The sequence below is a fragment of the Alicyclobacillus herbarius DSM 13609 genome (assembly GCF_000430585.1).
GTDB lineage: Bacteria > Bacillota > Bacilli > Alicyclobacillales > Alicyclobacillaceae > Alicyclobacillus_G > Alicyclobacillus_G herbarius.
Genome location: NZ_AUMH01000011.1, coordinates 26843 through 51799, shown reverse-complemented (window position 1 = coordinate 51799; position 24957 = coordinate 26843). Strand labels below are relative to the sequence as shown.

Genomic DNA, 24957 nt, shown 5'->3' with positions numbered 1-24957 from the left:
GGCTCATCGAATACGGAGGTGCTACGTTGGCGCGTAAGCAGAAACTCACCATCGTCTCTCTGGGGGGCGTTGGGGAAATTGGTAAGAATATGACGGTTTATACGTACGGCAATGATATCATTGTCGTCGATGCAGGACTCAAATTTCCGGAAGAAGAGTTGCTTGGGATTGACGCCATTATTCCTGACATTTCCTATCTGACCGAGAATAAGGACAAGGTACGCGGAATCTTCTTAACCCATGGCCACGAGGACCATATCGGTGGTTTGCCGTATGTGTTAAAGAATTTGAACGTGCCGATTTATGGGACGCGGTTAACTTTGGGGTTGGTGGAAGGAAAACTGCGGGAGCACGGCTTACTGGATGCCGCCGAATTGAACACGATTGATGGCAACAGTGTTATCCAGGCTGGGGTATTTAAGGTTTCCTTCTTCTACGTCAATCACAGCATTCCCGATTCGGGTGGATTCGCCATCGATACACCGGAAGGTTTGGTCATTCATACGGGTGACTTTAAGTTTGACCACACTCCGGTGGACGGTCGACCGGCCGACATTCAGAAATTAGCCGGTTACGGCGCACGTGGCGTTCTGGCTCTGGTGGCCGATAGTACAAATGCGGAACGTCCCGGGTTTACGCCATCCGAACGGGTGGTTGGCAAGGCCATTGAAGGGATTTTGGCCCAAGCCGAGGGACGCGTCATCCTCGCCACGTTTGCGTCAAACATTCACCGCATCCAGCAAGTGATGACCATTGCCGAACGCGTGGGGCGAAAGGTGGCCGCGGTTGGGCGGAGTATGGTCAACAACATCCAGGTCGCGATGCAATTAGGTTACCTGGACCTCAGACCCAATACGCTCATTGATGCGGACGATGTCGGAAAATTGCCGCCTGAGAAAGTGTTGATTTTATCCACCGGATCGCAAGGGGAACCGATGTCTGCGCTGACCCGCATGGCCCGCTCAGCCCACCGTAAGATTGAGATCTTCCCTGGGGATACCGTGATTTTGGCCAGCTCGCCGATTCCCGGAAATGAGCGTGCGATAGCGCGGACCATCGACCAGCTGCTGAAAATCGGAGCTCATGTCATCTATCAAGGTGTTCACGTATCCGGTCATGGCAGCCAGGAAGAGTTGAAACTGATGTTGAACTTGGTGCGGCCGAAGTACTTCTTGCCGGTTCACGGCGAGTATCGGATGCAGCTGCGGCACGCAGAACTGGCAGAAGCGACCGGGGTGAACCCGGAGAACATCTTCATCGTGGACTTAGGCGACGTTGTGGAATTTGAAAACGGTCGAGCCCGGCTGGGCGGAAAAGTGAACGCAGGCATGGTTCTGATTGACGGACTCGGGGTAGGCGATGTCGGGAACATCGTCCTGCGGGATCGGAAACTTTTGTCTCAGGATGGCATTCTGGTGGTCGTGGTGACGCTTTCGAAGACCGCTGGAACCATTCTTTCCGGGCCGGATATCATTTCGCGTGGTTTTGTGTATGTGCGCGAATCGGAGGCGCTCTTGGAGGAGGCCAACAAGATTGTGGAGGCCACGCTGACAAAAATGGTGGCGGACAACATCAGTGAATGGTCGTCTCTGAAAACGGCCGTCCGGGACGCGCTGGGTCGTTTCCTGTATGAGCAGACCAGGCGGCGCCCGATGATTTTACCTATCATTATGGAGGCTTGAGCGAAGAAGCGAGCATGTTTGTCGTGACTCAAATAGGCGGCTCCCTACTAGGGGCCGCTTTTTTGCATGGCACGTCGCGCGGCACCCCATACTACGACCAAAGCGTGGCACTGTTTCAGACACCTGGTGCCCAGGAAGAGAGGGGATTTTGTTTGAATCGTCAAGCCGAACTGCCAACTAACCCATCCAGTGTGGCGAACCTACAATTTACGGGAACGAGTCAACCGGAAGCGCCCGCGCCAGCCAATCCAGAAGCGCCGAACGCAGCCCCGAATGCGACGCCAAATCCGCAAGTGGTCTCGAATACCATTGAGTCCTTGGGGCAAACGTCTACGGTTCAGGCGGTGTCAAATATCTATTGCTTGGCCGTAATCGGTCAGATTGAAGGCCATCTGGTATTGCCGGCGCAAAACAAGACGACCAAGTACGAGCACATCATTCCCCAGTTGGTGGCCGTGGAGCAGAACGAGAAGGTCGAAGGCCTCCTATTGATCTTAAACACGGTGGGTGGGGATGTAGAGGCGGGTTTGGCCATCTCGGAGATGGTGGCAAGCTTGAGTAAACCGACAGTCTCGTTGGTATTAGGCGGAGGGCATTCGATTGGCGTGCCAATCGCTGTCAGCACGAATTACTCTTTCATCGCCGAAACCGCGTCTATGACCATCCACCCCATTCGATTGACCGGCATGGTGATTGGGGCGCCCCAGTCGTTCGAGTATATGGAACGGATGCAGGAACGGGTCATTCGGTTTGTTGTGCAGCACTCCCGCATCAGTGAACGGGTATTTCGCGACCTAATGCTGAATACGGGTGAGCTCGCCCGAGATATCGGGACCACCGTGGTAGGTCCCGACGCGGTTCGTTACGGGTTAATCGACGAGGTGGGGGGAATTGGGCAGGCGATGGGCAAGTTGCAACAGCTGATTGCAGAGCAGAAGGGACGTCCGGCGGTGTCCGGTTTGTCAGCCATCACTCCGGGGGTGATGCAATGAGTCTGTTCTGGAGCATTGTTCCATTTGGTGTCGTGATGTCTGAGTTGGATCAGCCGTCCCCATTTCGAGAGTATGCGTTTCAAGGGGTCAACCTGTTGGTGACACCAACCCGCCTCGGTAAGGCACGAATTGAGCGCGTGTTGAGCCCACTCCCGCAAGACTTTTTACGTCCAGAACTACAACCGGGTCAGGAAATTCCATATTCCGGAGAGTAGTATGCGTCCTCGCAAGACGAAAAGCCTGTTTGGCAGGAATTGCACCTGTGCGTCTCGAAATAATGTCCGAATGCGTGCCAGAAGGCACACAGGAGGGCGCACGAGTGGGGAAGAAGCAACATAAGCAAGACATTTTGCGCTATGAACTGACAGGCATGGCGCTGCTTGTTCTGAGCGCTCTCGCGCTGGGCAGGCTGGGGATCGTGGGCGAATACTTGGATATCGCGTGTATCTGGATTGCCGGGTCGTGGAGTTTTCTGCTGCCGGTCTTTGTTGGTTATGCGGCAGTATACACCATGGTTCGCCGCATGACCTTTCCGTGGCATTATCGACACATGGGCTTGTTGGTTTTATTTATCACCTGGCTCACCGGCATGGAATACTCCTTTTACCAGAACATCGCGAAGTTCTATCCCAACGGAGAAGTTCCGCTGTTCTCTGCGACTATCGCCGCCATCAAACAGATGTCCCGCCTTGTCCTGAATCCATCCAGTGTCGATGCGTCGGACGTCAGTGGTGCCGGTGGGGGCGTCGTCGGGTACGCGTTTTTCTCCATTTCCTATTACCTGTTTTCCGGCACCGGGACCCTTTTAGTTCTCGGCGTCGGCGTGATCATTGGCGGAGCATTGGCCACTGGAGTGTCTTTAGTCGCGGTCGTCCAGCGCGGCACCGACTTCATGGAACAGCGTCTGGAAGGGCTTTGGCGAGGCATCCAAGGCTATTTGTCGTTATTGTTTGGGCCAGATACCGATGGAAATGGAAACTCGCGCCGCCAGGCAAGGAATGGGGTATCCGAGGAGGCGGATGGAGAAGAGGCGAGACGCTCCTCCCGCAGGAGAAGGGCCAAAGCCAAGGCACATGCCTACGCGGAGACCTCTCCGGGGAATCTGCCCTTTACCCCTGATGCGGCGAGAGGTGGTGAAACGGTTCGCGAAGACGCTGCGCCGGTAGTGCACGACTTTGCTGCTCGATTGCGGGCTCGGCACGAGGCAGAGGCTGTATCCGACGGCCCTACCATGGAACAGGTCGGGAATCAAATCATCATGCGGTATCCTGACCCTTCTCCGCCGACAAGCTCCAAGAAGACGAAACGGAACTCGGAGACGCAGCGGACGCAGTCGAATCCGCCGGGTGAGGAACTGGGTTACCCTGTAGGGGCACCGGTTCGCGACGAAAATTATCAGTTGCCTCCCTTGCGTATTTTTAATTTGCCAAAGGGGTCGAAAGGCGGATTCAGTCATCGGGATGCCCAGGAGAACGCGCGCAAGCTGGAAATGACGTTAGAGAGCTTTGGCGTGCACGCCAAGGTGCTTGAGATCAGCCGCGGGCCCACAGTGACCCGCTATGAACTGCAGCCGGCCATCGGGGTGAAAGTCTCCCGCATCGTCGGTTTGGTCGATGATATTGCCCTAGCCTTGGCGGCGCGAGATATTCGTATCGAAGCGCCGGTGCCCGGCAAATCCGTGATTGGCATCGAGGTGCCCAACGCGGAGGTAGCCGTGGTGACCCTGCGTGAGGTTCTCGAAGCGCCGGAATTTCAGGAGGGCGAGAGCAAGCTGGCTTTGGCATTAGGGAGAGACATCAGCGGTACCGCGATTGTCGGCGACTTGCAAAAGATGCCTCACCTCCTAGTGGCCGGCGCAACCGGATCTGGCAAAAGTGTATGCATCAATGGAATGATTGCCTCCATTTTGATGAAGGCCAAGCCGCACGAGGTCAAGTTGATGATGATTGATCCAAAGATGGTCGAACTCACCATGTATAATGGGATACCTCACTTGTTGGCTCCCGTGGTGACCGACCCTCGTAAGGCGGCTTATGCGCTAAAAAAGGTTGTCCAGGAGATGGAAAGCCGCTATCGCGCCTTTGCCGATCGGGGAGCGCGCGATATCGAGCGTTACAACCAGATGGTGCGCGCGGAAGGTGCCGACCCGTTGCCCTATATCGTGGTGATCATCGATGAGTTGGCGGACTTGATGATGGTCGCTCCGGGCGATGTGGAGGACGCAATTTGCCGTATCGCACAAATGGCTCGGGCTGCCGGGATTCACTTGATTGTCGCAACGCAGCGGCCTTCGGTCGATGTCATCACGGGTTTGATTAAGGCCAATATCCCGAGTCGGATTGCCTTTGCCGTGTCTTCGATGGCGGATTCCAGAACGATTTTGGACATGGGAGGTGCGGAGAAGTTACTCGGCCGAGGAGATATGCTGTATCTTCCGGTAGGCGCATCCAAGCCGGTTCGGGTACAGGGCGCGTTTCTATCCGAGGAAGAGATTGAGCGTCTTGTCAAGCATGTCAAACAGCAGCAGGAGGCCGTCTATACGGTGGACCTGAATCCGTCAGAGGAAGCCGACGATGAGGAGGAGAGCCGAACCAACGATTTGGATGACTTGTTTGTCGATGCGGTGGACCTCGTTGTCGATGCCGGGCAGGCGTCTGTATCGATGGTTCAGCGCCGCTTTCGGGTGGGTTACTCGCGTGCGGCACGCATCATCGATCAAATGGAGCAGCACGGATTGGTCGGACCCTTCGAAGGAAGTAAACCGCGCGAAGTCCTAATTTCCAAGGAGCAGTGGCTGTCTCTAAGGGAGTCCTTTCGCAATGCGTGAGGCATGTTTGTCCAAGGTTCCTCATACAATGTACGGCGAGGAGGGGAACCGTACCCCTCTGCTGCGACACCCTGAGCACGTGCATGAGGGGGATCCGTCATGCCATTTCCAAGCCGTGCAAAGCGTCCAAGGCGGGTGCGTTGGCTGGCGCTATGGTTTTGTGGCGCTGTAGCGCTATATGCCGTCGGAAAAGTCGGTTTGCAACCACTTATAACGACGTATGGGCTCGGTCAAGCTAGACCAGCAGTGGACAACGTGAACACTTCGGCAGCTCGGTCGGCAACAGAAAAGGATGTTCCCAATTCGGTGGTTTCGGCGGTTGCGCGGCATGTAGGCGTGGTTCCTGGATTGGACGAGCTGGTCGTACTTCCGCGCGGAAACGGTTATCTGGTTTCGGCTACCGTGAATCTTTCTACAGGGGATGCTGGCAAGGTAAGATGGACGATTGCGCGCGACGTTCAAACGTTTTTTACCGAACTATTCGCGAGCAACAAGGACGTGGTGGAAGGGGAACTTTCCTTTCTGTCCAGTGGCTCCGGTGACAATGGAGAGGTCATCGCGAGTGCGGGGTTGGGACGAGCGGCCTATCAGAAACTGAGTGTGTCTGCCATGGGTGGAGACGGTATTCAGTTTACAGACCTAATGAGCCGCTCCCAGGCAGATCACGGAAATCTCGATGACTGTTGGTTTGAGGTGGATGTGAATCAACTTTCGTAACCACATTCCGACTCGCTGCAGGTCATACAAAGCGGTTAACGCCGCTTTGTATGACCGAACATATAAGCATGTGACACTCCGATGTCGCGGCGGCGAACTTCACGCATTAAAGCCCGCACCAACGGTTGGTGTCCGGTTTTCATCAATACCTCAATGATGGTCTGGGTCGTAAAAGGCTCGTCCAGCGACTCGACAACTTCTGGGTTTTCCTCTAAATGATCCAGCCAGCGGTCGTCGAATTGATCGTTGCGTTGTTGGCGATAGGCGCGCCGATATAAGTCTTTGACCGTAATGGGCAGATTGAGAATCTCTAAATAAAAATTGAGTTGATATAGCGCCTTTGCCACCGACAGATGTTCTCCTGAATGGGTCATTATTTGCCACCTCTTGCTCCCATTATCTCGGTTTATCCACAGAAACGCAAGGACATTTCCGAAATCCAAGGACTTGGACCTAAGTCCTCGTCTTAGACATGGTACAATAGGCGGCGACGAGCGTACCCGGCCTTTAGATGGGTCGCGATTTTTTCAGCAAGGGGTGTGTTTCTTGCGTTCACGGGGAATAGCCCGGGTGGGACGTGGGATAGGTGCCATTCTCGCGCTATTCATGGCAAGCGGGTGTGGAGCTCCTGACCTTTCATCCATGCATCCGAGTGTCGCAAAAAAGGCGGCACTGGTCTTCCTGGTGGGTAACAATCTACCGCATTGGTCGACACGTCAGGTTGACGACTTGCAAACGTCGACGGGTTTGGTCCTCAAGACCCAGACAGTATCCAATACACGCCAGGTGTTATCGCAGGTGCGTGGTTTGGTGAATCGCCAATTGGCTTCCTTGCCTCTATTGGTGGTCGTGGCGGATGGTCCTCCTGACGCGCAATTCATCTCTTTTCTGCATCAGCACAACGAACTGCGCGTAGAATGGTTGAGTCGCCAGACGGCGCATGTCCAACTGCAGAATTTACGCCAGGTTGTCGAAAATCCGCAGTTGGCGGCGTATGCGACGGGGTGGCTGGCCGGATCGGCCGCGATGGAGGTCGCTCAGCCAGTCGGAACGGTCGGTTGGTTCGTGAATGGGAATCAACAGCCTGCTCCAGAGATGAGCCACGCCGTGCTAGCGGGCCTGTACAACAGTGATACGGTGGCACGGGTGGAACCCTTGTCTCTGGCTGGGTTGCGGAAGCTGCCCAAGGTGGTCATCGTCTGGGGGGCTGTCCCTTCCGGTCTCCGCCAACTTGCAACCGCTTCAGGGGCGTGGTTGGTGACTCCGCCGTCCACGGACGCGTCGACGGATACGGTCTCCCTCGCCTTGCCTCCGGTCTCCGCGCTGGCGAGCGATTTAAAACTGTACGCGAAGAATCGCTGGCACGGGGGGATCCACGAAGTCAACACCGCGCCACAAATCGAGGTTAAGCTCCCGGCTTTACCTGCGAACGTGCAGACGAATCTGGAGCGGATTCAAACGACGCTGGCGAGCCAGCCTGGTTTTCCAGACAAACAGTGGCAAACCATTGCCGCGGATGTGAAACAGAAATGGCAAGTAAGTTTGGGGGTCTCCGCATAGCAGTGGCGGTTTATGGTAATCTATGAGGAAGGAGTCCGTATCGACATGTCGAATGAGAACACGGATATGGGATTGCCAGTGCATGAGTTTTATCTCCAATACCGTATCCGCAAGAATCGTCCGGGCTTGTTGGGGGACCTCGCTTCGTTGCTGGGAATGCTCGGATTTAATATCGTGCAGTTAAACGACCTCTCCGAAGAGAGTCGTGGCTTTCTCCTGCAGACCACGCACCCAGCCAATGTAGAGGTGCTTCGGCACATTCTGAGTTGTTTGGATGATGTGGAATTGGCAGGTTTGCGGCCGCCGTCGTTGCGAGATCGGATGTCTCTGCGTCATGGCCGTTTTATCGAGCGCAGCGATACGGAGACTCGAACCTATCGTTTTGTCCGCGACGAGTTGGGCGTTTTGGTCGATTTTCTCGGGGAGATATTGAAACGTCCGGGTCATCAGGTCATCGGGTTTCGCGGTCAACCCCGCGTCGGCAAGACCGAATCGATTGTGGCTGCGAGTGTGTATGCCAATAAACGCTGGACTTTTATCTCGTCCACCCTATTGCGGCAGACGATACGCAAGGATTTACCGAACGAGTACTGGCACGGTGAGCGGTTTGTCTATATTATCGACGGTGCAGTGTCCACCCTACGCGGGGGTGAACAGCATATGCAATTGGTCGATCAGGTGATGGCGTTGCCTGCTCCGATTGTGATTGAACACCCGGATATCTTCGTGCGGCACTCGCGCTTTGGCTGGAACGTCTTTGACTTGTTGATTGAACTACGTCATTATCCAGAGGAACAAATCTCATACGAGGAATATGAGCGAGAGGCGGCGAATTGGCAGGAATAGAGGGATAGGATGTCTGGAGGGTTCGGCATGCGTGATGTGGGTGAGACGTTGCGACGGCGGCGTGAGGAGATGGGACTGGACCTCAATCAGGTCGAACAGATGACGAAGATTCGCAAGCGGTATCTGATGGCTATTGAACAAGGAGACTGGAGTTCCTTGCCGGGCGAGGTGTATGGGCGCGGCTTTGTCCGGAGCTATGCGGAGGTATTGGGACTCGACGGGTTAGAGCTGCTCCGAGGTGCGGATGAGCGGCAAACCGGTGCCCCTTCTTCGTCAAACGCGGGGCTTCGTGGAGAGGGTGCAAAACCATCGACCAATGCGGTCCGTGTCTCTGCACCGGGTGATGCTCATGAAGACGAATCAGCTCGCCATTTTGAGGCGGACAATCCGCCTGTTCATTCGACCAGGACGCGCCGCGGTGGGGCACGGAAACGGAACGTCTCCCTGCCGAGTGGAAGCGGGCAGGCGGCGATTGTGGTGGCCATTCTCGTCGTGCTTGGAGCCGGTTGGTGGTATTTTAGTCAGGCGCACGGACATAGCGGCCATGATTCCAACCAATCCAATATGAATGCAAGCTCTACCAATCGTGCGATCGGGTCCAACGGGAATACCACCGGAAACAAAGTGGGGCATGCCCAGGGAACGCATTCGCATCCTACGCCGGTTAAACCAGTGAAACCGAGCGTGCAAATTACAACAGAACCGTATCAGAATGGTGTACAAAAGTATGTGGTTCAGACGGCAGATCCTTTGCGCGTAGAGATCGATGCGATGAAGTCCCGGTGCTGGACACAAGTGACCGCCGATGGAAAAGTCGTGGACGCCAGCGATATGATTGAAACAGGACAGAAGCGTACCTGGCAGGCGAAATCCTCGATGGAAATTGTGGTCGGGGCTGCGTATGCGGTCCAGTTGCATATCAATGGCAAGTCTGTCACTCTGCCTCCAATCAACGGCAAGGTGAACGTGGAAATTACGAAGACGAATACGGCCGGGTAACGGTTCGTATCGCGTTGGCTCAGGTAAGTTTTGCTGGATTTTGGAGGGTGGACAAATGGCCAAGGAAGCATCGTTTGACGTAGTGTCGAAAGTGGACCTGCAGGAAGTCGACAATGCGGTGAACCAAGCGAATAAGGAGATTGCGACCCGCTTCGATTTCAAGGGCAGCCATAGCCGCATTGACTTTGACGGGAAGTCCATCATCACGTTGGTCGCAGATGACGAATATAAGCTATCCTCTGTGTTTGACATTTTACAGAGTAAGTGTGTCAAGCGAGGGGTATCCCTGAAAGCATTGCAGCGAGGAAAAGTCGAGGCCGCCAGCGGCGGAATGGTCCGTCAGACGATTGCGTTGCAGCAAGGGATCTCGCAAGACGTCGCAAAGCAAATCATAAAAATGATTAAGGATAGTAAATTGAAGGTCCAAGCTTCCGTTCAAGGCGATCAGGTACGCGTTGCCGGAAAGAGCCGTGACGACTTGCAGGCTGTGATTCAACGCATACGGGAGGCTGACTTACCCGTTCCCTTACAGTTCATCAACTTTCGCTCGTAACAGGGCGTTCAATCCGCTCGGAACACGATGCCTGGTTTGTAGGGACTACTGTGTCAGGCAGCGAGTGTTGAATGGCCACTTTGACACCTTTTTTTGCCGTGGGCTATACTGAGTGCGGTGAGTACGGCGTGGAGAATGCGCAGCGAGGAATGGGGCGTGGGTACGATTGAATCTGGCTAACCGGATTACGATAGCCAGAATTTTCTTTGTGCCGGTCATCGCGTTTTTGCTGCTGGTTCGGTTCGATTTCTGGTCCTTTACAATTAACCATCGGACAACCACAGGCAGTGAAATCATCGCGGCCTTGGTGTTTATTCTGGCAGCGAGTACCGATGGGATTGACGGTTACATTGCTCGGAAACGAAAAATCATCACGAACTTCGGAAAATTTCTCGATCCACTGGCTGATAAACTTCTCATTTCTGCGGTCTTAATCAGCTTGGTTGAGATGCAAAGGTTGTCGGCTTGGGTGGCCATCGTGATTATTAGCCGGGAGTTTGCCGTGACTGGACTGCGGCTTGTGGCGGCGGCCGACGGCATTGTACTGGCGGCCTCCAAGCTGGGGAAATTAAAGACGTTGTCTCAAGTCATTGCTATGGTTGCTTTGATTGTGAATAACTTTCCGTTTTCTGTTATCCAATTTCCTTTTGATACCTTGATGGTCTATGTGATGGTGATTCTCACCGTCGGCTCAGGAATCGATTATTTTGTGAAGAACAAGCACGTCATCGACGTAAGGGGTTGAGCGGATTGCAGGTCGAAGACGTCTGTCGCGCAGAACACATCGCGGTTGGCAGCGAGATCCTGCTTGGGCAAATCGCCAATGGACATGCCCAGACGATTTCCCAGACCCTTGCGGAACAAGGGTTTTTTCTGTTTTATCACAGCGCCGTTGGCGATAACCAGGAACGGTTGATGCAGGTCTTTCAGCAGGCGGCGAAGCGATCCAACACGGTCATTGTGACGGGAGGACTTGGCCCGACGGAGGATGACTTGACGAAAGAGGCGCTGGCCGCTTCCTTGGGACGGCGGCTGATTTTGTCCGAATCCGCTCTGCGCGAGATTGAATCGTACTTTCACGGGCGCGGTCGCCCGATGCCGGAATCGAATCGGAAACAGGCGCTCTGCATTGAAGGTGGAGAACTCATACCCAACCCCAACGGCACTGCGCCGGGGCAGTACATTTTCGCGGATGGCGTACACTATTTCTTGTTGCCGGGTCCTCCGTTAGAAATGAAGCCGATGCTGACGAACAGCGTCATCCCAAAATTGCACACTATTTTTTCCAACCGGCGATTGATCCGTTCGCGCGTTCTGCATTTTTGTGGCATTGGCGAGTCGGATGTCGATATGCAGATTCGCGACCTGCTTCACAAGTCCAATCCAACTGTGGCTCCGCTCGCGGGTGAAGGGGAGATGCTGTTGCGCATCTCCGCGGCTGCGGAATCCGAAAGTGTTGCAGATGCGTTAATCAAACCGATTGAGGAAGAAATTCGTAGGCGGTTTGCGGATTATATTTACGGTACCGATGAGGAAACCTTGCCGTCGGCTGTGGGTCGTCGGCTGCGGGAATCGGGGTGGACGCTCGCCTTGGCCGAAAGTTGCACCGGCGGACTAATTTCCTCTATGATAACGGCGGTGCCAGGAAGTTCGGCGTACTTTCAAGGCGGGGTCGTCGCTTATCAGAACGAGGTAAAGCAAGCTGCGCTTGGGGTGCAAGAAGAAACGTTGCGTAGGTACGGCGCAGTTTCAGAGCCGACGGCCGCGGAAATGGCACGCGGGGTCCAGACGAGGCTTGGCGCGACAATTGGAGCGGCCGTGAGCGGAATTGCAGGTCCGTCCGGCGGGACTCCAGAAAAGCCGGTTGGCACCGTGTGTGCAGCTATTGCCGGCCCGGACGGGGTGTCCACTTGGACCATGCACTTACGAGGGTCCCGGGAACAAATTCGCGTCCGAGCCGCCAAACGGGTGCTCTGGGAGGTCTATCGACGGATAGGCGAGAAGCCTGCCGGCGCGTAAACGCCGACTCCCGGATGGGAACAGCAGAGAAAGGTGAGAACATGACATTATTTACAGATTTACCGCTGAGCAAACGCGTCCAAGACGCGATCAATGACATGGGTTTTGAAGAGCCATCGCCGATTCAGGCGGCGTGTATTCCGCTTGTGCTGGAAGGCCGGGAGGTGATTGGACAGGCTCAGACCGGTACTGGGAAAACAGCCGCCTTCGGAATTCCGATGGTGGAAATGGTGACAACGGATCGAAAAGTGCAGGGCTTGGTGTTGACGCCGACGCGGGAGCTGGCCATTCAGGTGGCGGGGGAATTTCGTAAGATTGCCAAATACAAGCGGATCCGTACCCTGCCGATTTATGGTGGGCAATCCATCGTCCATCAGATTCGCGCGCTGCAGCAAGGCGTGCAAATTGTCATCGGGACGCCCGGGCGAGTGCTCGACCACCTGCGTCGCGGTACATTGGATTTAAGCTCGGTGCGGATGGTGGTTTTGGACGAAGCGGATGAAATGCTCGACATGGGCTTCATCGAAGATATTGAAGCAATCTTATCCGAGACGCCGGCAGAACGGCAGACGCTTTTGTTTTCGGCGACGTTTCCGCCCGCGGTGAAGCGGCTGGCCACGCGTTACATGCGAAACCCGGAGCACGTGACGGTCAACCGTGGCGAGGTTACCGTCCCGATGATTGACCAGGTATACTATAAAGTCCTAGAACGGAATAAGCTGGATAGCCTCTGCCGCATCATCGACAGTGAAGAGGTTTCCCTAGGGATTATCTTTTGCCGCACCAAACGGGGCGTCGACGAATTGACGGAGGCCCTGCTGGCGCGCGGCTACCTGGCCGATGGCCTGCATGGTGACTTGAGCCAAACGCAGCGCGACCGGGTCATGAGAAAGTTTCGCTCCGGGGATATTGAGCTCCTGATTGCCACAGACGTGGCCGCCCGCGGGATTGACGTAGAGAATGTGACGCACGTCATTAACTACGATTTGCCGCAAGACCCCGAGTCCTATGTACACCGCATCGGTCGCACGGGCCGGGCCGGTAAGCGCGGGTTGGCGATTTCACTGGTTACGCCGCGGGAGTTTAAGCTGCTGAAACAGATTCAGCGCGAAACGGGAGCCCATATCGAATCGCGGGACGTGCCTACGCTGGCGGATGTGGCCGAGCGACAGGCGGAAATGTGGCGGGAACGACTGGTACAAACGATTCAAGAAGGTGGCCTTGCCCATTACCGCGCCATTTTGGGGAACGTCGTCGATGAATTCGATCCGGTCGATGTCGCGTGTGCGGCGTTGAAACTAGCTTCGGCTGGAGAAACCCAGGGTCGTGAAGAAGAGGATTATGACTTTGGGGACACCGGGGCGAAGCCGGGCATGGTTCGGTTCTTCGTCAACATCGGGCGATCCGCACGAATCGGCCCGTCCGATTTGGTGCGGACGATTTCCGAAGAGGCCGGAGTCCCCGGGCAGGCGATTGGCAAGATTGATATTTTCGACCGCTTTACCTTTGTCGAGGTGGAACAGGAGTCGGCCCCGTTCGTGTATGAAGCGTTGCGCCACAGCCGCATTAACGGATCAAGGGTGAACTTGGAACCGGCGAAACCCCGCAGTCGTATGCGCTAACCACGAATACCGAACTTCGAATCGTGCACAGCCAGGCGCATTCAGCGCTGACCACAGCGCCGGATGCGCTTTTTACTGAGCATGAATGGGAACAGGTGTTTGCATAATCATTTGGAACTGATACAATAGGCAACAGGAATTAGACCGGCCTGTGTCGAAAACAGGGGTGTCGAAGACAGAGCGAGTGCTTCCTCAGAGGATGAGGGATAAGACGGGATGGTGGCGACATGAACGATAAGCGCGCGGCCCTGGAGATGGCCTTAAAAAAGATTGAAAAGGATTTTGGCAAGGGTTCTGTCATGTGGCTTGGGGAAGCGTCCGCTTCCATGAATGTAGAGTCGATTCCGACCGGGTCCATTGCACTGGATATCGCGCTTGGGGTCGGAGGGTTCCCTCGCGGTCGCATCATTGAAATTTACGGGGCTGAATCTTCGGGTAAGACAACGGTCGCGCTGCATGCGGTCGCCGAAGTACAAAAGCGCGGCGGTCAGGCGGCCTTCATTGACGCAGAACACGCGTTAGACCCTTTATATGCCCAAAAATTAGGGGTCAACGTGGACGAGCTGCTCATCTCTCAGCCGGACACAGGGGAACAGGCGCTGGAGATTGCCGAGGCATTGGTGCGTAGCGGGGCTGTAGATATTATCATTGTCGACTCCGTCGCAGCCTTGGTCCCAAAAAACGAGTTGGAAGGGGACATGGGGGATTCCCACGTAGGTCTCCAGGCGCGTCTGATGTCTCAGGCCCTGAGGAAACTGGCTGGCGCCATTTCCAAATCGAAGACGATTGCCATTTTCATCAACCAGATTCGGGAAAAGGTCGGCGTGATGTTTGGCAATCCAGAAACGACCACGGGCGGACGGGCCCTGAAGTTCTATTCGACGATTCGTCTCGAGGTTCGTCGTGCTGAGGCGCTGAAAATGGGCAACGACATCGTGGGCAGTCGGATGCGCATTAAGGTCGTCAAAAATAAGGTGGCTCCGCCGTTCAAACAGGTGGATGTGGACCTGATGTTTGGCGAGGGGATTTCTCGGGAAGGCAGCCTTATCGATATCGGAACCGAATTGGATATCATTCAAAAGAGCGGAGCTTGGTATTCCTTTCGCGATGAACGATTAGGACAAGGCCGGGAGAATGCGAAGCAGTTCCTCAAAGAACACCCAGAGATTGCCGAAGAGGTTGAACAGCAGATACGAGCCCACTTTGACTTAAATCCGGCTCCCATCGCTGTAATGGCGGCGGATGAAGATGAAGGATTCGTATTCGAAGAGTGACCAAGGCGATCAAATCCGCCCGCAAAACGAGCGTGATTTGCGGACTCGCGCGCTGGCGGATTGGGAGAGCCGGGAGCGGCCCCTCGTCAACGGCGGGGCTTCGGTCGATGCGCAGGCCGACGGCCAGGCGCCGCGTATCAGCGCAGTTATGGAAGTGACCGGACGGACGAATTGGCTGTCTGTCCAATTTGATGACCAGTCAGAGCTTCAGGTTACCCTCCGAGACTGGGCGGATTTCGGTCTCAAAGTCGGACAGAGCATCCCTGCTTTCATGCGGAGAGAACTTGAGCAAAGAAGTGTCGAAGCTGCGGCTTATGAGGTGGCGCTCCGATACTTGAAACGTTCGCATACGGAGGCGGAGGTGCGCCAATATCTCCGGCAAAAAGGGTACAATCAAGCTGCTGTGGATAGTGCCCTGAAATGTTTGAAGACTGTGGGAGCTATCGATGATGAGGCATATGTGGCCCGCTTTGTGGAAGTGAAGGCCCACCGGATGAGCCGTCGCGAGATGTCGTGGAGGCTGCGGCAAAAAGGGATACAGAGTCGGGAACTGACCCCCTATGTGGATGCGGACCGCGTTCGGCAGGCGGAACAAGATGCTTGCCAAGAGTTGGCACGTAGGTATTGGCGGAGAATAAAGGACTCGGACGCTCAGGTGCGAGTCCGCAAGTTGGCCGCATACCTAAACCGGCGAGGATTTCCGGTGGACGTATCGCGTATTGCCATTCGCGCAATCCTGGCTGAGGCAGACCAGTCCGCCACGGACTTCGATACCGATTGGACCGAATAAGGAAGGAACGGATCGACAGGGGGGTGAGATGTATGCTGGGCCGCGTCCGACAGCTGTATGGAAATCGCGGTCCGCGTTTCCGTTTACGGCCGCCCGCTTGCCTGGCGGCCGTTTTCCTCACCTTGACATCCCTTCCCATCGAAATATACAATAAAAATGCGTATCATTTACGGCCTCTAGCTCGAACTGTGGTGTCGCCATGGCGTACCTGCTTGCGTGGCGGTTCGCGGCGGTGAGCAAGGAGGCAGACACATGTCCAGCACCTTTGTCATTGTTGTCGCGGCGGCAGTGGCTGTCGTGGCCTTGTTGGTTGGCTTTGGAATGGGTTATATCGTCCGACGTTCGTTCGCGGAGGCGAAGATCGGCAGTGCGGAGTCGAGAGCTCTCGAGATTCTTGAATCCGCGCAGCGTGACATTGAAGCAAAAAAGAAAGAAGCCTTGTTGGAAGCGAAAGAAGAGGCGCACCGGATTCGCCATGAAGCAGAACGGGACATCCGTGAACGCCGGAACGAAATTCAGAAGTTGGAACGTCGTTTATTGCAGAAAGAAGAGACTTTGGACCGTAAGCTGGAAGCTCAGGAGCAAAAGGCGGAGGAGCTGAAGGCGAGAGAGCAGCGCATCCGTACTCTGGAGGCTGAAATCGAGCAACTTCACCAGCAGCGTGTTGCTGAATTAGAGAGAATTTCCGGTCTCACGCAAGAAAGCGCCCGCGAAATGATTCTCTCGGCGGTTGAGCGGGAGAGCCGCCACGATGCGGCCGTATTAATGAAGGAAATCGAGCAAGCGGCACGTCTGGAAGCGGAGAAAAAGGCTCGGGATATCATCGCAACCGCCGTTCAACGTTGTGCGGCAGACCACGCGGCTGAAATTACTGTTTCGGTCGTCAACTTGCCGAATGACGAAATGAAAGGCCGCATTATCGGGCGTGAGGGTCGGAACATCCGTACGCTGGAAACGCTGACGGGTATCGACCTCATCATTGACGACACACCCGAAGCGGTCATTCTTTCGGGGTTTGATCCGGTTCGGCGGGAAATTGCCCGGGTTGCGTTAGAGCGGTTGGTGGCCGATGGTCGAATTCATCCAGCGCGAATTGAGGAAATGGTTGAAAAGGCTCGTCGAGACATCGACGAACTCATTCGTGAGGAAGGCGAACAGGCCACGTTTGAGACGGGTGTTCACGGTTTGCACCCAGACCTGGTGAAACTTCTGGGCCGCTTGAAATTCCGCACAAGCTATGGTCAAAACGTGCTCAAACACTCGATTGAAGTGGCGCATTTGGCGGGGTTGATGGCAGCAGAGTTAGGCCTGGATGTTCAATTGGCAAAACGCGGTGGATTGTTGCACGATGTCGGCAAAGCGGTCACGCATGAAGTCGAAGGTTCACATGTCGAAATTGGGGTTGATCTCGCTAAGCGATACCGAGAGCACCCGGTTGTCATCAATGCCATTGCGGCTCATCACGGGGATGTTCCATTTACCTCCCCAGTCTCTGTCATCGTTGCCGCCGCAGATGCGGTTTCGGCAGCAAGACCCGGGGCGCGTCGGGAAACCCTCGACATTTACATGAAGCGTCTGGAACAGTTGGAGTCGATTGCGGAGTCGTTTGAAGGTGTTGAGAAGAGCTACGCGATTCAGGCCGGACGAGAAGTCCGCATCATTGTAAAGCCAGAAATGGTGGATGATGCGGAGTCCATACGGATCGCTAAACAGATCTCGAAGAAGATTGAAAATGAGCTGGATTATCCTGGACAAATCAAAGTCACTGTGATTCGAGAAACTAGAGCCGTGGAATACGCAAAATAGAGTAGCCGATGGGCTACTCTATTTTTTCCGGTCTTGCCTGGTAGGTGTGCAAGTTGGCGGCAGGGAGGTTGTAGAGTGCGTGTATTGTTTATCGGCGACATCGTGGGCCGGCCGGGACTGGAGTTTACGGCCGCGGTGCTGGCAAGGCACTATTCCGAGTGGCACCCGGACCTCGTCGTGGCCAACGGGGAGAATGCCTGCGCCAGTGGGCGCGGCTTATCGCCGCGTGTGGCCGAAAGGCTGTATGAAGCAGGTGTGGAATTACTGACGCTGGGCAACCACACGTGGGATCAGAAAGAACTCATCGACTACATTGATTCCGATGCGCGTATCGTTCGTCCGGCCAACTATCCAAAGGGGACCCCCGGGCGTGGTTTCACGCTGTGCCCGGTCAACGGGACGCCGGTTCTCCTCATCAATGTCATGGGCAGGACGTTTCTGAGTCAACTGGATTGCCCATTTCGGGCAGTGGACGAAATTCTTCAGGAACACCCGCAGGTTCGACATGTGCTCGTGGACATACATGCCGAAACGACCTCCGAAAAGTTGGCCATGGGGTGGCACTTGGACGGTAGGGTCTCCGCGGTGTTGGGTACACATACGCACGTACAGACCGCCGATGAACGGATTTTACCGCAGGGCACGGCCATGATTACGGATGTCGGGATGGTTGGCCCCCGCAACGGGATCCTCGGCATGGACCGAATGCGGATTCTACGCAAAATGTTAACCCACATGCCCGAGCGATTTACCGTCGCCGACGGGCCTTGCCAATTTTGCGCGGTTCTCCTTGATTTGGATGACAAAACGGGTAAGGCGAACCACATTGAGCGCATCCTCATTTTCGAATCCTGAACAGTCGTTCTGTAGACTGGAGAACGATTGCGACGGGTGACGATTTTCCGTGTCGTAAGGAATCATTCTGGAATCTGTGAATATCGATATAGTGTCCTAGTCCCGAGGTTTTCCCGAAGGAGGTCATCCGAGCGTGGATGTATTAAAAGTATCCGCCAAGTCCAATCCCAATTCTGTAGCAGGGGCCTTGGCAGGAGTTTTGAGAGAACGTGGATCCGCCGAGATTCAGGCCATCGGGGCAGGTGCACTAAACCAGGCGGTCAAGGCGGTGGCCATTGCCCGCGGGTTCGTGGCACCCAGTGGGGTGGATTTAATCTGTATACCGGCATTCACGGATATTGTCATCGATGGGGAGGAACGAACGGCAATCAAGCTGATTGTCGAACCAAGGTGAAGGGAGAACCAAGAGATTGACGCCCGTAGCGATTGCTGACGCACATGTTGACGTTCTTTGGCGCATGGACGAAGAAAGACACCCTTTTTATGGAGATTCGCCTTTGATGGCAAGCTATCAGAAGATGCAGGAAGCTCACGTCCGAACTCAGGTGTTTGCCCTCTTTACCTCTCCTCGCCGTTCCTCGGGCACTCAGCTTGAACAGGTACTGCGCTGCCTGGACCGGTTCTATCACGATGTGGTCCGTCCAGGCAGCGTCCGCATGGTTGTCGATGCGAAAGGGCTCTCGGCCGCGCACCAGCAAGGAGAGGTGGCAGCCGTATTGTCTCTGGAAGGAGCCGGATGCCTGCACGGCCAGGTCTCGCTTCTCCGGGTTTTGCACCGTTTAGGCGTCCGGGGTGTGGGATTGACTTGGAACGATGCGAACGAGTTTGCCGACGGATGCCTGGAAGACCGCAACGCAGGCCTGACGCGTAGCGGGCGAGAACTCGTGCGCGAACTGGCTCGTCTCGGCATGTGGCTGGACCTCGCGCATCTGGGGGATGGGAGCACGGCGGATGCGCTGCGTTGCTCCGACGGGCCGGTCATGGCCTCACATGCTAACGCGCGGCAGGTGCATCCGCATCCCCGCAATCTCCCCGACGCGGTGATTCGAGAAATCGTTCAACGTGACGGGTGGATAGGGCTCACCTTTGAGGGCTCGTTTGTATCGGAGAGGGAACACCTGAGTATGGATGCGGTTCTGGAGCACGTGGACTACATGCTCAACCTAGGGGCGGAAGACCATCTCGGCTTTGGGTCAGACTTTGATGGCACGTCGCATCCGATACCTGGACTGGCGGACATGGGCGACTATCCGGCGTTGGCCCGCAAACTGCGGGAGCGCTATGGGGAAGCATTGACCCGGAAGCTGATGGCAGAAAATCTGGAACGTTTTTTGCTTCAGGTCTTGTCCTAGGCGCGAGACCGGGAGGACAGATATCATCATTTACAGATGGGCAGTGCCTGAGACATGGGCACTGCCCATTTTTGCACCACATGTGGGCGCTCTGCATACTGATGAACTAACCCGGCCTGGGCGGGGCGGCGCGTCAATCGGCTGACAGTCCGGGAATAGAAGGAGGTTGCCGCATGGTACTCTCAACGAAAGATTTCAGTTACCGTGAGATCGTCGCCAACGCGGTATGCGGGCGTGGCAGCAAGTATTCGCAGACTACCTACACGGTGCGTCCGGCCAACCGTCCCAGCACCATCGGGGGATGCTGGGTGATGAATCACCACTATGATGCAGAGCTGGTTGGAGACTACGTCGAGGTCCACGGTCGGTTCGACATCAATGTATGGTATTCGTACAATGGCAACTCGGAAACGGCGGTTGCCAAGGATACGGTATCGTACGTCGAGCAAATCGCCCTGCGTGACCTGGATGTGGCGTGCGAGCGGGACAGCCGACAGGTCGAGGTACGCGTTCTGCAGAATCCGAACTGCCTGGATGCCACCATCACGGGGAACGGATCGGAAATCCTTGTGCGCGTCGAAAAGGAAATGGGCGTCGAACTGATTGGTCAGACGAAACTTTGCGTGGTGACCGCTGAACTCCCCAAGAAGAAGGACGACGACTTCGCGGACGAAGACGAAGTGCTTGAAGAAGTGGAAATTGAGGACTGACGGATGGAACAATATGGCCGTCGGGGCGTGGGAACGCCCCTTTTTTCTCGGGCCATGCGGACTGAAGGAGCGAGTACGATTGCTGCTGCGCGTGATAACCGATCCACGATTAACCGGTGAACGTATGGATTGGGAGGGAGAAACTCCGCCGCACACGATCCGATACGGGGATCGCACCATCGCTGTGACGCCGCCCGAAGGCACGCCGATCCATCCGGTCGCCTTTTCTCGAGAATCTACAGGCGTGAACGTGGTCCGCTTCAGTCCCAGCGTCAGCCGGCAGCTCTGCCTGCCGGCCAATCTATACCTGCATGGAAAAGTGGAAGAGAACGGGTGGCGGCTGGGGCCATGTCTCGGGATCTACACTCGGCTGAGCCACGGCCGATTGCCGTTTGACTCGCAGACACGGTTGTTTCGCGATCTCGCCAAGCTAGGCGCCGATTGTGCGGTGGATGTGGTCATTTTGACCCCTGGGTTTCTGCGGTCGGGGTTGGGATGGCGATATCACCCGGAACTTGACACCTGGCGGGAACAGCCTGTCCCGATGCCGGACGTGATTCTGCGTCGGGCTGCCAGTTTTGCTGAGGCACAGTCGACCGCACATCGCGAGCTTTCCGGTATGGGACAATCGGGACGGGTACACACGTTGCCTTCCGAATATGGGGACAAGTGGTTTGTCTATAAGGAACTATCGGCCCAGCCGCGCTTCGCTGCGCATTTGCCTACGACCCGCTACGCGCGCGCAGTTCGAGACCTCGTTTGCGCGGCGGCTGATTTGAAGGACGTCTACGTCAAGCCGACCCGGCGCGCCCGGGGTGCGTCTGTGTTTCGATTATGTCAGCAATCAGACGTCTGGGAAACCGTCTTTCACAAGCGACGGACGGTGGCCAACAAGGAGGTCTTGAGCGTGGTCCGGCGGCGCTTCTCGAGTGTCGACGCATTGTCGAACTTTTGGATGGCGCGCCGCATCACGCCATGTATTGTCCAGCAAACGATTCCTGTTTTCCGGTTTCCGAACGGACAACCTGTAGATTTTCGTTGGCTGGTTCAGTTTACCCCGACGCCTTGTGTGACCGCGCGGGTAGCGCGCATTGGGAGGCCGTACGCGGTGACGACCAACCTGCACACCGGAGGGCGTCCAGAGAACGCCGAATCGGCGCTTCGAGAACTGGGGTGGTCCCAACCCGAACAGCTGTTGAACCGATTGGATGAAATCGCGCTTGGCGTCGCCGAACACCTCTACCACCACTACGGGCCGTTTGCGGAACTTGGGGTTGACCTGGCCTTGTCCAAAGAATGCGAGGTCTTTGTGCTCGAGGTGAATCCGACACCGGGTAGGCGGATGCTGAGATTGTTGGGGACGGATGTCCGGGAGATGTCATTACGAAACTGGCTCGAATATGCTATCAACGCGGCTGGGTTTCGTGACGAGACATGACCGGAAAGGAGAGGGCCGAATGGACACGGATCGACGCATGAAACTAGAGTGGTTTCCAGATCCGTATTCATCGCTACGGCTCCATCCCCGGGTCTTCCGAACGCTTACGCCATCGGAAACCTCCATGTCCTGCGATCTGGTTTGTGCGGGAAGGACTTTTCGTGTACCACTGGGTGTGGATGCCACAGTACCAGCCGACACCATCCGGATGAGCAGTAAACTTGCCCGCGAGCTCGGCATCTTCGACCTGCGGGCCGAGTTGACTGCTTTCTTTATCAATGGAAAGCTGCGCATCGGGCCGCTGGTAGGTATCTTATGCAACCCGCGTTGGGATGAGCGCAGGCAGAGTCTGAAGGTGACCCAGCAACTGCTAGGTCTCGAAAAATTGGCGGCCGCTGCACGTGAGGCCGGCGCGTTGTGCTACCTCTTCGGCGCCTCCGACGTTGACTTGGAAGAGCGGCGAGTGCGCGGATACGTCCACGACGGGAACAGCTGGAGCCCGCACCAGCTGCCACTGCCCGACGTGATCTACGACCAGGTCGTCTCACGCAGGGTAGAGCGCCGCGCCGGCGGGGCAAAAGTCCGCAAGGAACTGTCTAAGGTCTATGGAGACCGCATTTTCAACGATGGATTTTTCGATAAATGGCAGGTCCACGAGTGGTTGATGGCCAATTCGCGCACCCGTGGCTGGCTGCCTGCGACGACTCGGTACACGACGACGGCAGCGGCTGCAGGATTTATCAGCCGCTATCCGCTGACATACCTCAAACCGGTGCATGGCAGCCTGGGTTTGGGTGTAGTCCGCGTGGAGCGTACGGCGGAGGGTTATCAGTGGACCGTGCGGCGCAAACACGCGCCTGCACAGGCCGCCTTTGCGCCCAGTGCGGAGGAAGTGGTGGAACGGTTAAAGTCTCGCCTATGCTCCCGCCCGTATCTTCTCCAACAAGGGATCCTGCTCGCCACTGTGCATAACCGGCCGTTTGACATTCGCATTTTGATGCAGCGCGACGGCAGCGGACAGTGGCGTCGGACCAAGATGTTTGCGCGGGTGGCCAAGTCGGGAGAAATCACGTCAAACCTAAGCAGCGGCGGTGAGGCGCAACCGGTGCCCGAAGTCATACGCGCCATCGCGGGCAAAGAGCTCGCGCCGACGCCCATCTTACGAAAAATTCGCCGAGCGGCGCGGGAAGTTGTCGATGTGGTCGAGAAAGGCGCCGGGAAATCGTTTGCCGAACTCGGGATTGACATCGGAGTTGATCAGGAAGGGCGGATTTGGGTCATTGAGGTCAACTCGAAACCGTGGAAAACGCCCGAATCGGCGAAAGGGCGCCAGGACTTGACCGAATTGGCGTTCATCCGGCCCATTCAGTATGCCATCCATCTGGCGGAGCAGATCTAGACGTACGTCGCGGAAAGGGGAAATCGCGCATGGCTTGCTATTTATTGCATGCGGGGCAGCCTTCCGCCAAAAGGCTGCTGCGGCGGGTAAGCGCCTTGCAGGCATACTCATCCGCCAGCGCGGTTGGCACCAAGGATGTCGTGCTACGCTGGGGGCCAACGCGCGAGAGCGATCCCCCACAGGGTCGTATCCTCAACTCCGCCCGTGCGGTTGCTCGCACTCGTTCCAGGGTTGCCATGGGGCGTTTCCTGAGGCGGGTAGGGATTCGAGCAGCCCGGGATCGGACCCGCGGCGAGGAGGAAGAACGGTTTCAGCGGCAGTTTCGCATTCCCGTCTTTCACTTAACCCCATTAGCTTGTTTTCGAAGTGATGCGGGATCCGCCTGGATCAATGAACGAATTCAACGCATTCAAGAAAATTTTGTGGAAGTGTCGCCCGATGAGGACCGACTCACGCGCCGGGCGGTCCGACTCGCCATGCGCGCCGTGCATGCGTTGGGCCTGGACTTTGGCCTGGTCAGCATTGGACAGACAGGCAAAGGGCTGCTGGCGGTTCTGGATATCACGCCCAACCCGGTCCTTACAGGCCGGATGCTGGAGTTGTTCGAAAAGGCCGTGACCGATTACATCGCAGAGGAAACGCGTGCACCAGAGGTATACAGTGGTGTGTTACTCGGCACCGACTTGGAACTGATGTTGCGCAACTCTGCAGGCAAGATGGTGTTGGCGAGCAAGTACTTCGGACGTCGCGGGCCCATTGGCTGTGACGACCGCAGTATTCATATGGACGGTCGCCGGCTTCCGCTGCTGGAACTGCGTCCAGAACCGGATACGAATCCACTGGTCGTGGTCAACCGTCTGCGTGACCTGATGACGGAGGCTGCACTGACGATAAACCGCAGGGGGGTACAGTGGCGCGCCGGCAGTATGCCGTTTCGGCCCTTTTGTACCGGCGGGCATATCCACTTCTCCAACGTGCCGCTGACTGGTCACTTCGTGCGGGTACTGGACAATTATCTCGGCTTGCCGTTGATGCTGGTGGAAAACCCAGAGACTGCCGTGCTGCGTCGACCTCGATATGGGTTTCTCGGCGACGTCAGGCACAAGAGCTGGGGGTTCGAATACCGTACACCATCCAGTTTTCTGGTGGATAGGGATGTCGCCACGGCGGCGATGTGTCTGGCGTGCGTGCTGGCGGCCCATCACCGCGACTTACCCGTGGTCGACCTGTATGACATTCACCTGCAGACCGCATTTTACCGTGCGGATCAGGCTGCTTTACGCCCGATCGCGTTGCGGAATCTGGGGAATCTAGGCGGACTTGCTGTGTTTGAACGCTTCCGAGATTACATCATGCCATTGGTTGAGATGATTGAACAGGGGCGAACGTGGGATGAAACGGTGGATGTGCGGGTCGTCTGGGACATTCCGCTGGCCAAAGTGGAAACTGGGCGCCGAAAAACCGTGCGTCGGTCGCAGTCGCTCGTCGCATCCCACCCGGTTCGGGGATAGGAGGT

23 protein-coding genes are annotated in these 24957 nt (G+C 56.1%); 22 read left to right on the top strand and 1 reads right to left on the bottom strand.

What is annotated here, in order from left to right:
• Nucleotides 1–26 precede the first annotated feature (26 nt).
• The 5 genes from H522_RS0109020 to H522_RS0109000 all read left to right on the top strand — a co-directional run bounded on the left by H522_RS0109020 (nucleotide 27) and on the right by H522_RS0109000 (nucleotide 6218).
• Nucleotides 27–1682: a ribonuclease J gene (locus H522_RS0109020; RefSeq protein WP_026962050.1), complete on the top strand. Its 1656-nt coding sequence runs from the start codon at nucleotides 27–29 to the stop codon at nucleotides 1680–1682.
• Between the two features lie 191 nt (nucleotides 1683–1873).
• Complete coding sequence (locus tag H522_RS18565) at nucleotides 1874–2674, top strand: ClpP family protease (RefSeq protein ID WP_051344113.1); 801 nt, start codon at nucleotides 1874–1876, stop codon at nucleotides 2672–2674.
• The gene (locus tag H522_RS18560; RefSeq protein ID WP_035453268.1) at nucleotides 2671–2889 is read left to right on the top strand and encodes a YlzJ-like family protein; all 219 of its coding nucleotides are present in this window, start codon (nucleotides 2671–2673) and stop codon (nucleotides 2887–2889) included. Before H522_RS18565 ends, H522_RS18560 begins: the two co-directional genes overlap by 4 nt.
• Nucleotides 2890–2993: 104 nt before the next feature.
• Nucleotides 2994–5501 carry an FtsK/SpoIIIE family DNA translocase gene (locus H522_RS0109005; RefSeq protein WP_026962049.1) on the top strand — a complete coding sequence of 836 codons (2508 nt, stop codon included), beginning with the start codon at nucleotides 2994–2996 and terminating at the stop codon, nucleotides 5499–5501.
• Nucleotides 5502–5600: 99 nt separating this feature from the next.
• A complete protein-coding gene (locus H522_RS0109000; RefSeq protein WP_155836310.1) occupies nucleotides 5601–6218 on the top strand; it encodes a hypothetical protein in 618 nt (205 codons plus the stop codon).
• A gap of 35 nt (nucleotides 6219–6253) precedes the next feature.
• Here H522_RS0109000 and H522_RS0108995 read toward each other — a convergent pair whose 3' ends face one another.
• The gene (locus tag H522_RS0108995) at nucleotides 6254–6565 is read right to left on the bottom strand and encodes a hypothetical protein (RefSeq protein ID WP_245578067.1); all 312 of its coding nucleotides are present in this window, start codon (nucleotides 6563–6565) and stop codon (nucleotides 6254–6256) included.
• A 199-nt stretch (nucleotides 6566–6764) separates the two neighbouring features.
• Here H522_RS0108995 and H522_RS0108990 point away from each other — a divergent pair, with 199 nt between their 5' ends.
• From H522_RS0108990 to H522_RS0108910, 17 genes are all read left to right on the top strand, one after another.
• Nucleotides 6765–7778: a hypothetical protein gene (locus tag H522_RS0108990; RefSeq protein WP_155836308.1), complete on the top strand. Its 1014-nt coding sequence runs from the start codon at nucleotides 6765–6767 to the stop codon at nucleotides 7776–7778.
• A 45-nt stretch (nucleotides 7779–7823) separates the two neighbouring features.
• Nucleotides 7824–8624 (top strand): DUF3388 domain-containing protein, encoded by an 801-nt coding sequence (locus H522_RS0108985; RefSeq protein ID WP_245578066.1) that lies wholly within the window; start codon nucleotides 7824–7826, stop codon nucleotides 8622–8624.
• A 27-nt stretch (nucleotides 8625–8651) separates the two neighbouring features.
• Entirely contained in the window at nucleotides 8652–9623 is a 972-nt protein-coding gene (locus tag H522_RS0108980) for a helix-turn-helix domain-containing protein (protein ID WP_026962044.1), read from the top strand.
• 55 nt (nucleotides 9624–9678) lie between these two features.
• Entirely contained in the window at nucleotides 9679–10176 is a 498-nt protein-coding gene (locus tag H522_RS0108975) for a YajQ family cyclic di-GMP-binding protein (protein WP_026962043.1), read from the top strand.
• A 166-nt stretch (nucleotides 10177–10342) separates the two neighbouring features.
• Nucleotides 10343–10921, top strand: a complete 579-nt coding sequence (pgsA, locus tag H522_RS0108970) for a CDP-diacylglycerol--glycerol-3-phosphate 3-phosphatidyltransferase (RefSeq protein WP_026962042.1) — start codon at nucleotides 10343–10345, stop codon at nucleotides 10919–10921.
• Nucleotides 10922–10926: 5 nt separating this feature from the next.
• Nucleotides 10927–12195 (top strand): competence/damage-inducible protein A, encoded by a 1269-nt coding sequence (locus H522_RS0108965; protein ID WP_026962041.1) that lies wholly within the window; start codon nucleotides 10927–10929, stop codon nucleotides 12193–12195.
• 41 nt (nucleotides 12196–12236) lie between these two features.
• Nucleotides 12237–13817 carry a DEAD/DEAH box helicase gene (locus H522_RS0108960; protein ID WP_026962040.1) on the top strand — a complete coding sequence of 527 codons (1581 nt, stop codon included), beginning with the start codon at nucleotides 12237–12239 and terminating at the stop codon, nucleotides 13815–13817.
• A gap of 227 nt (nucleotides 13818–14044) precedes the next feature.
• A complete protein-coding gene (recA, locus tag H522_RS0108955; RefSeq protein ID WP_026962039.1) occupies nucleotides 14045–15091 on the top strand; it encodes a recombinase RecA in 1047 nt (348 codons plus the stop codon).
• On the top strand, nucleotides 15066–15881 hold the full coding sequence (locus H522_RS0108950; protein ID WP_026962038.1) for a regulatory protein RecX: 816 nt from the start codon (nucleotides 15066–15068) through the stop codon (nucleotides 15879–15881). The genes recA and H522_RS0108950 overlap by 26 nt, the downstream gene beginning before the upstream one ends.
• Nucleotides 15882–16133: 252 nt before the next feature.
• Nucleotides 16134–17687 (top strand): ribonuclease Y, encoded by a 1554-nt coding sequence (gene rny, locus H522_RS0108945; protein WP_035453264.1) that lies wholly within the window; start codon nucleotides 16134–16136, stop codon nucleotides 17685–17687.
• A 75-nt stretch (nucleotides 17688–17762) separates the two neighbouring features.
• On the top strand, nucleotides 17763–18542 hold the full coding sequence (locus H522_RS0108940) for a TIGR00282 family metallophosphoesterase (protein WP_026962036.1): 780 nt from the start codon (nucleotides 17763–17765) through the stop codon (nucleotides 18540–18542).
• Between the two features lie 133 nt (nucleotides 18543–18675).
• The gene (gene spoVS / locus H522_RS0108935) at nucleotides 18676–18936 is read left to right on the top strand and encodes a stage V sporulation protein SpoVS (RefSeq protein ID WP_026962035.1); all 261 of its coding nucleotides are present in this window, start codon (nucleotides 18676–18678) and stop codon (nucleotides 18934–18936) included.
• Nucleotides 18920–19894 carry a dipeptidase gene (locus tag H522_RS0108930; RefSeq protein WP_342664393.1) on the top strand — a complete coding sequence of 325 codons (975 nt, stop codon included), beginning with the start codon at nucleotides 18920–18922 and terminating at the stop codon, nucleotides 19892–19894. The genes spoVS and H522_RS0108930 overlap by 17 nt, the downstream gene beginning before the upstream one ends.
• 173 nt (nucleotides 19895–20067) lie before the next feature.
• Nucleotides 20068–20604 (top strand): outer spore coat protein CotE, encoded by a 537-nt coding sequence (cotE, locus tag H522_RS0108925; protein ID WP_026962033.1) that lies wholly within the window; start codon nucleotides 20068–20070, stop codon nucleotides 20602–20604.
• A 79-nt stretch (nucleotides 20605–20683) separates the two neighbouring features.
• Complete coding sequence (locus H522_RS18555) at nucleotides 20684–22042, top strand: YheC/YheD family protein (protein WP_162143497.1); 1359 nt, start codon at nucleotides 20684–20686, stop codon at nucleotides 22040–22042.
• 19 nt (nucleotides 22043–22061) lie between these two features.
• Nucleotides 22062–23441 (top strand): YheC/YheD family endospore coat-associated protein, encoded by a 1380-nt coding sequence (locus H522_RS0108915; protein WP_051344100.1) that lies wholly within the window; start codon nucleotides 22062–22064, stop codon nucleotides 23439–23441.
• A 29-nt stretch (nucleotides 23442–23470) separates the two neighbouring features.
• Nucleotides 23471–24952, top strand: coding sequence for a putative amidoligase domain-containing protein (locus H522_RS0108910; RefSeq protein WP_026962031.1), 1482 nt, complete (start codon nucleotides 23471–23473; stop codon nucleotides 24950–24952).
• Nucleotides 24953–24957 lie beyond the last annotated feature (5 nt).

What these genes read in the sequence shown, in the direction of transcription:
- H522_RS18560 (WP_035453268.1), top strand. Translation starts at nt 2,671, where the DNA reads ATGAGTCTGTTCTGGAGCATTGTTCCATTTGGTGTCGTGATGTCTGAG.
- H522_RS0109000 (WP_155836310.1), top strand. Translation starts at nt 5,601, where the DNA reads ATGCCATTTCCAAGCCGTGCAAAGCGTCCAAGGCGGGTGCGTTGGCTG.
- H522_RS0108985 (WP_245578066.1), top strand. Translation starts at nt 7,824, where the DNA reads ATGTCGAATGAGAACACGGATATGGGATTGCCAGTGCATGAGTTTTAT.
- H522_RS0108980 (WP_026962044.1), top strand. Translation starts at nt 8,652, where the DNA reads ATGCGTGATGTGGGTGAGACGTTGCGACGGCGGCGTGAGGAGATGGGA.
- H522_RS0108975 (WP_026962043.1), top strand. Translation starts at nt 9,679, where the DNA reads ATGGCCAAGGAAGCATCGTTTGACGTAGTGTCGAAAGTGGACCTGCAG.
- H522_RS0108960 (WP_026962040.1), top strand. Translation starts at nt 12,237, where the DNA reads ATGACATTATTTACAGATTTACCGCTGAGCAAACGCGTCCAAGACGCG.
- recA (WP_026962039.1), top strand. Translation starts at nt 14,045, where the DNA reads ATGAACGATAAGCGCGCGGCCCTGGAGATGGCCTTAAAAAAGATTGAA.
- H522_RS0108950 (WP_026962038.1), top strand. Translation starts at nt 15,066, where the DNA reads ATGAAGGATTCGTATTCGAAGAGTGACCAAGGCGATCAAATCCGCCCG.
- rny (WP_035453264.1), top strand. Translation starts at nt 16,134, where the DNA reads ATGTCCAGCACCTTTGTCATTGTTGTCGCGGCGGCAGTGGCTGTCGTG.
- cotE (WP_026962033.1), top strand. Translation starts at nt 20,068, where the DNA reads ATGGTACTCTCAACGAAAGATTTCAGTTACCGTGAGATCGTCGCCAAC.
- H522_RS0108915 (WP_051344100.1), top strand. Translation starts at nt 22,062, where the DNA reads ATGGACACGGATCGACGCATGAAACTAGAGTGGTTTCCAGATCCGTAT.
- H522_RS0108910 (WP_026962031.1), top strand. Translation starts at nt 23,471, where the DNA reads ATGGCTTGCTATTTATTGCATGCGGGGCAGCCTTCCGCCAAAAGGCTG.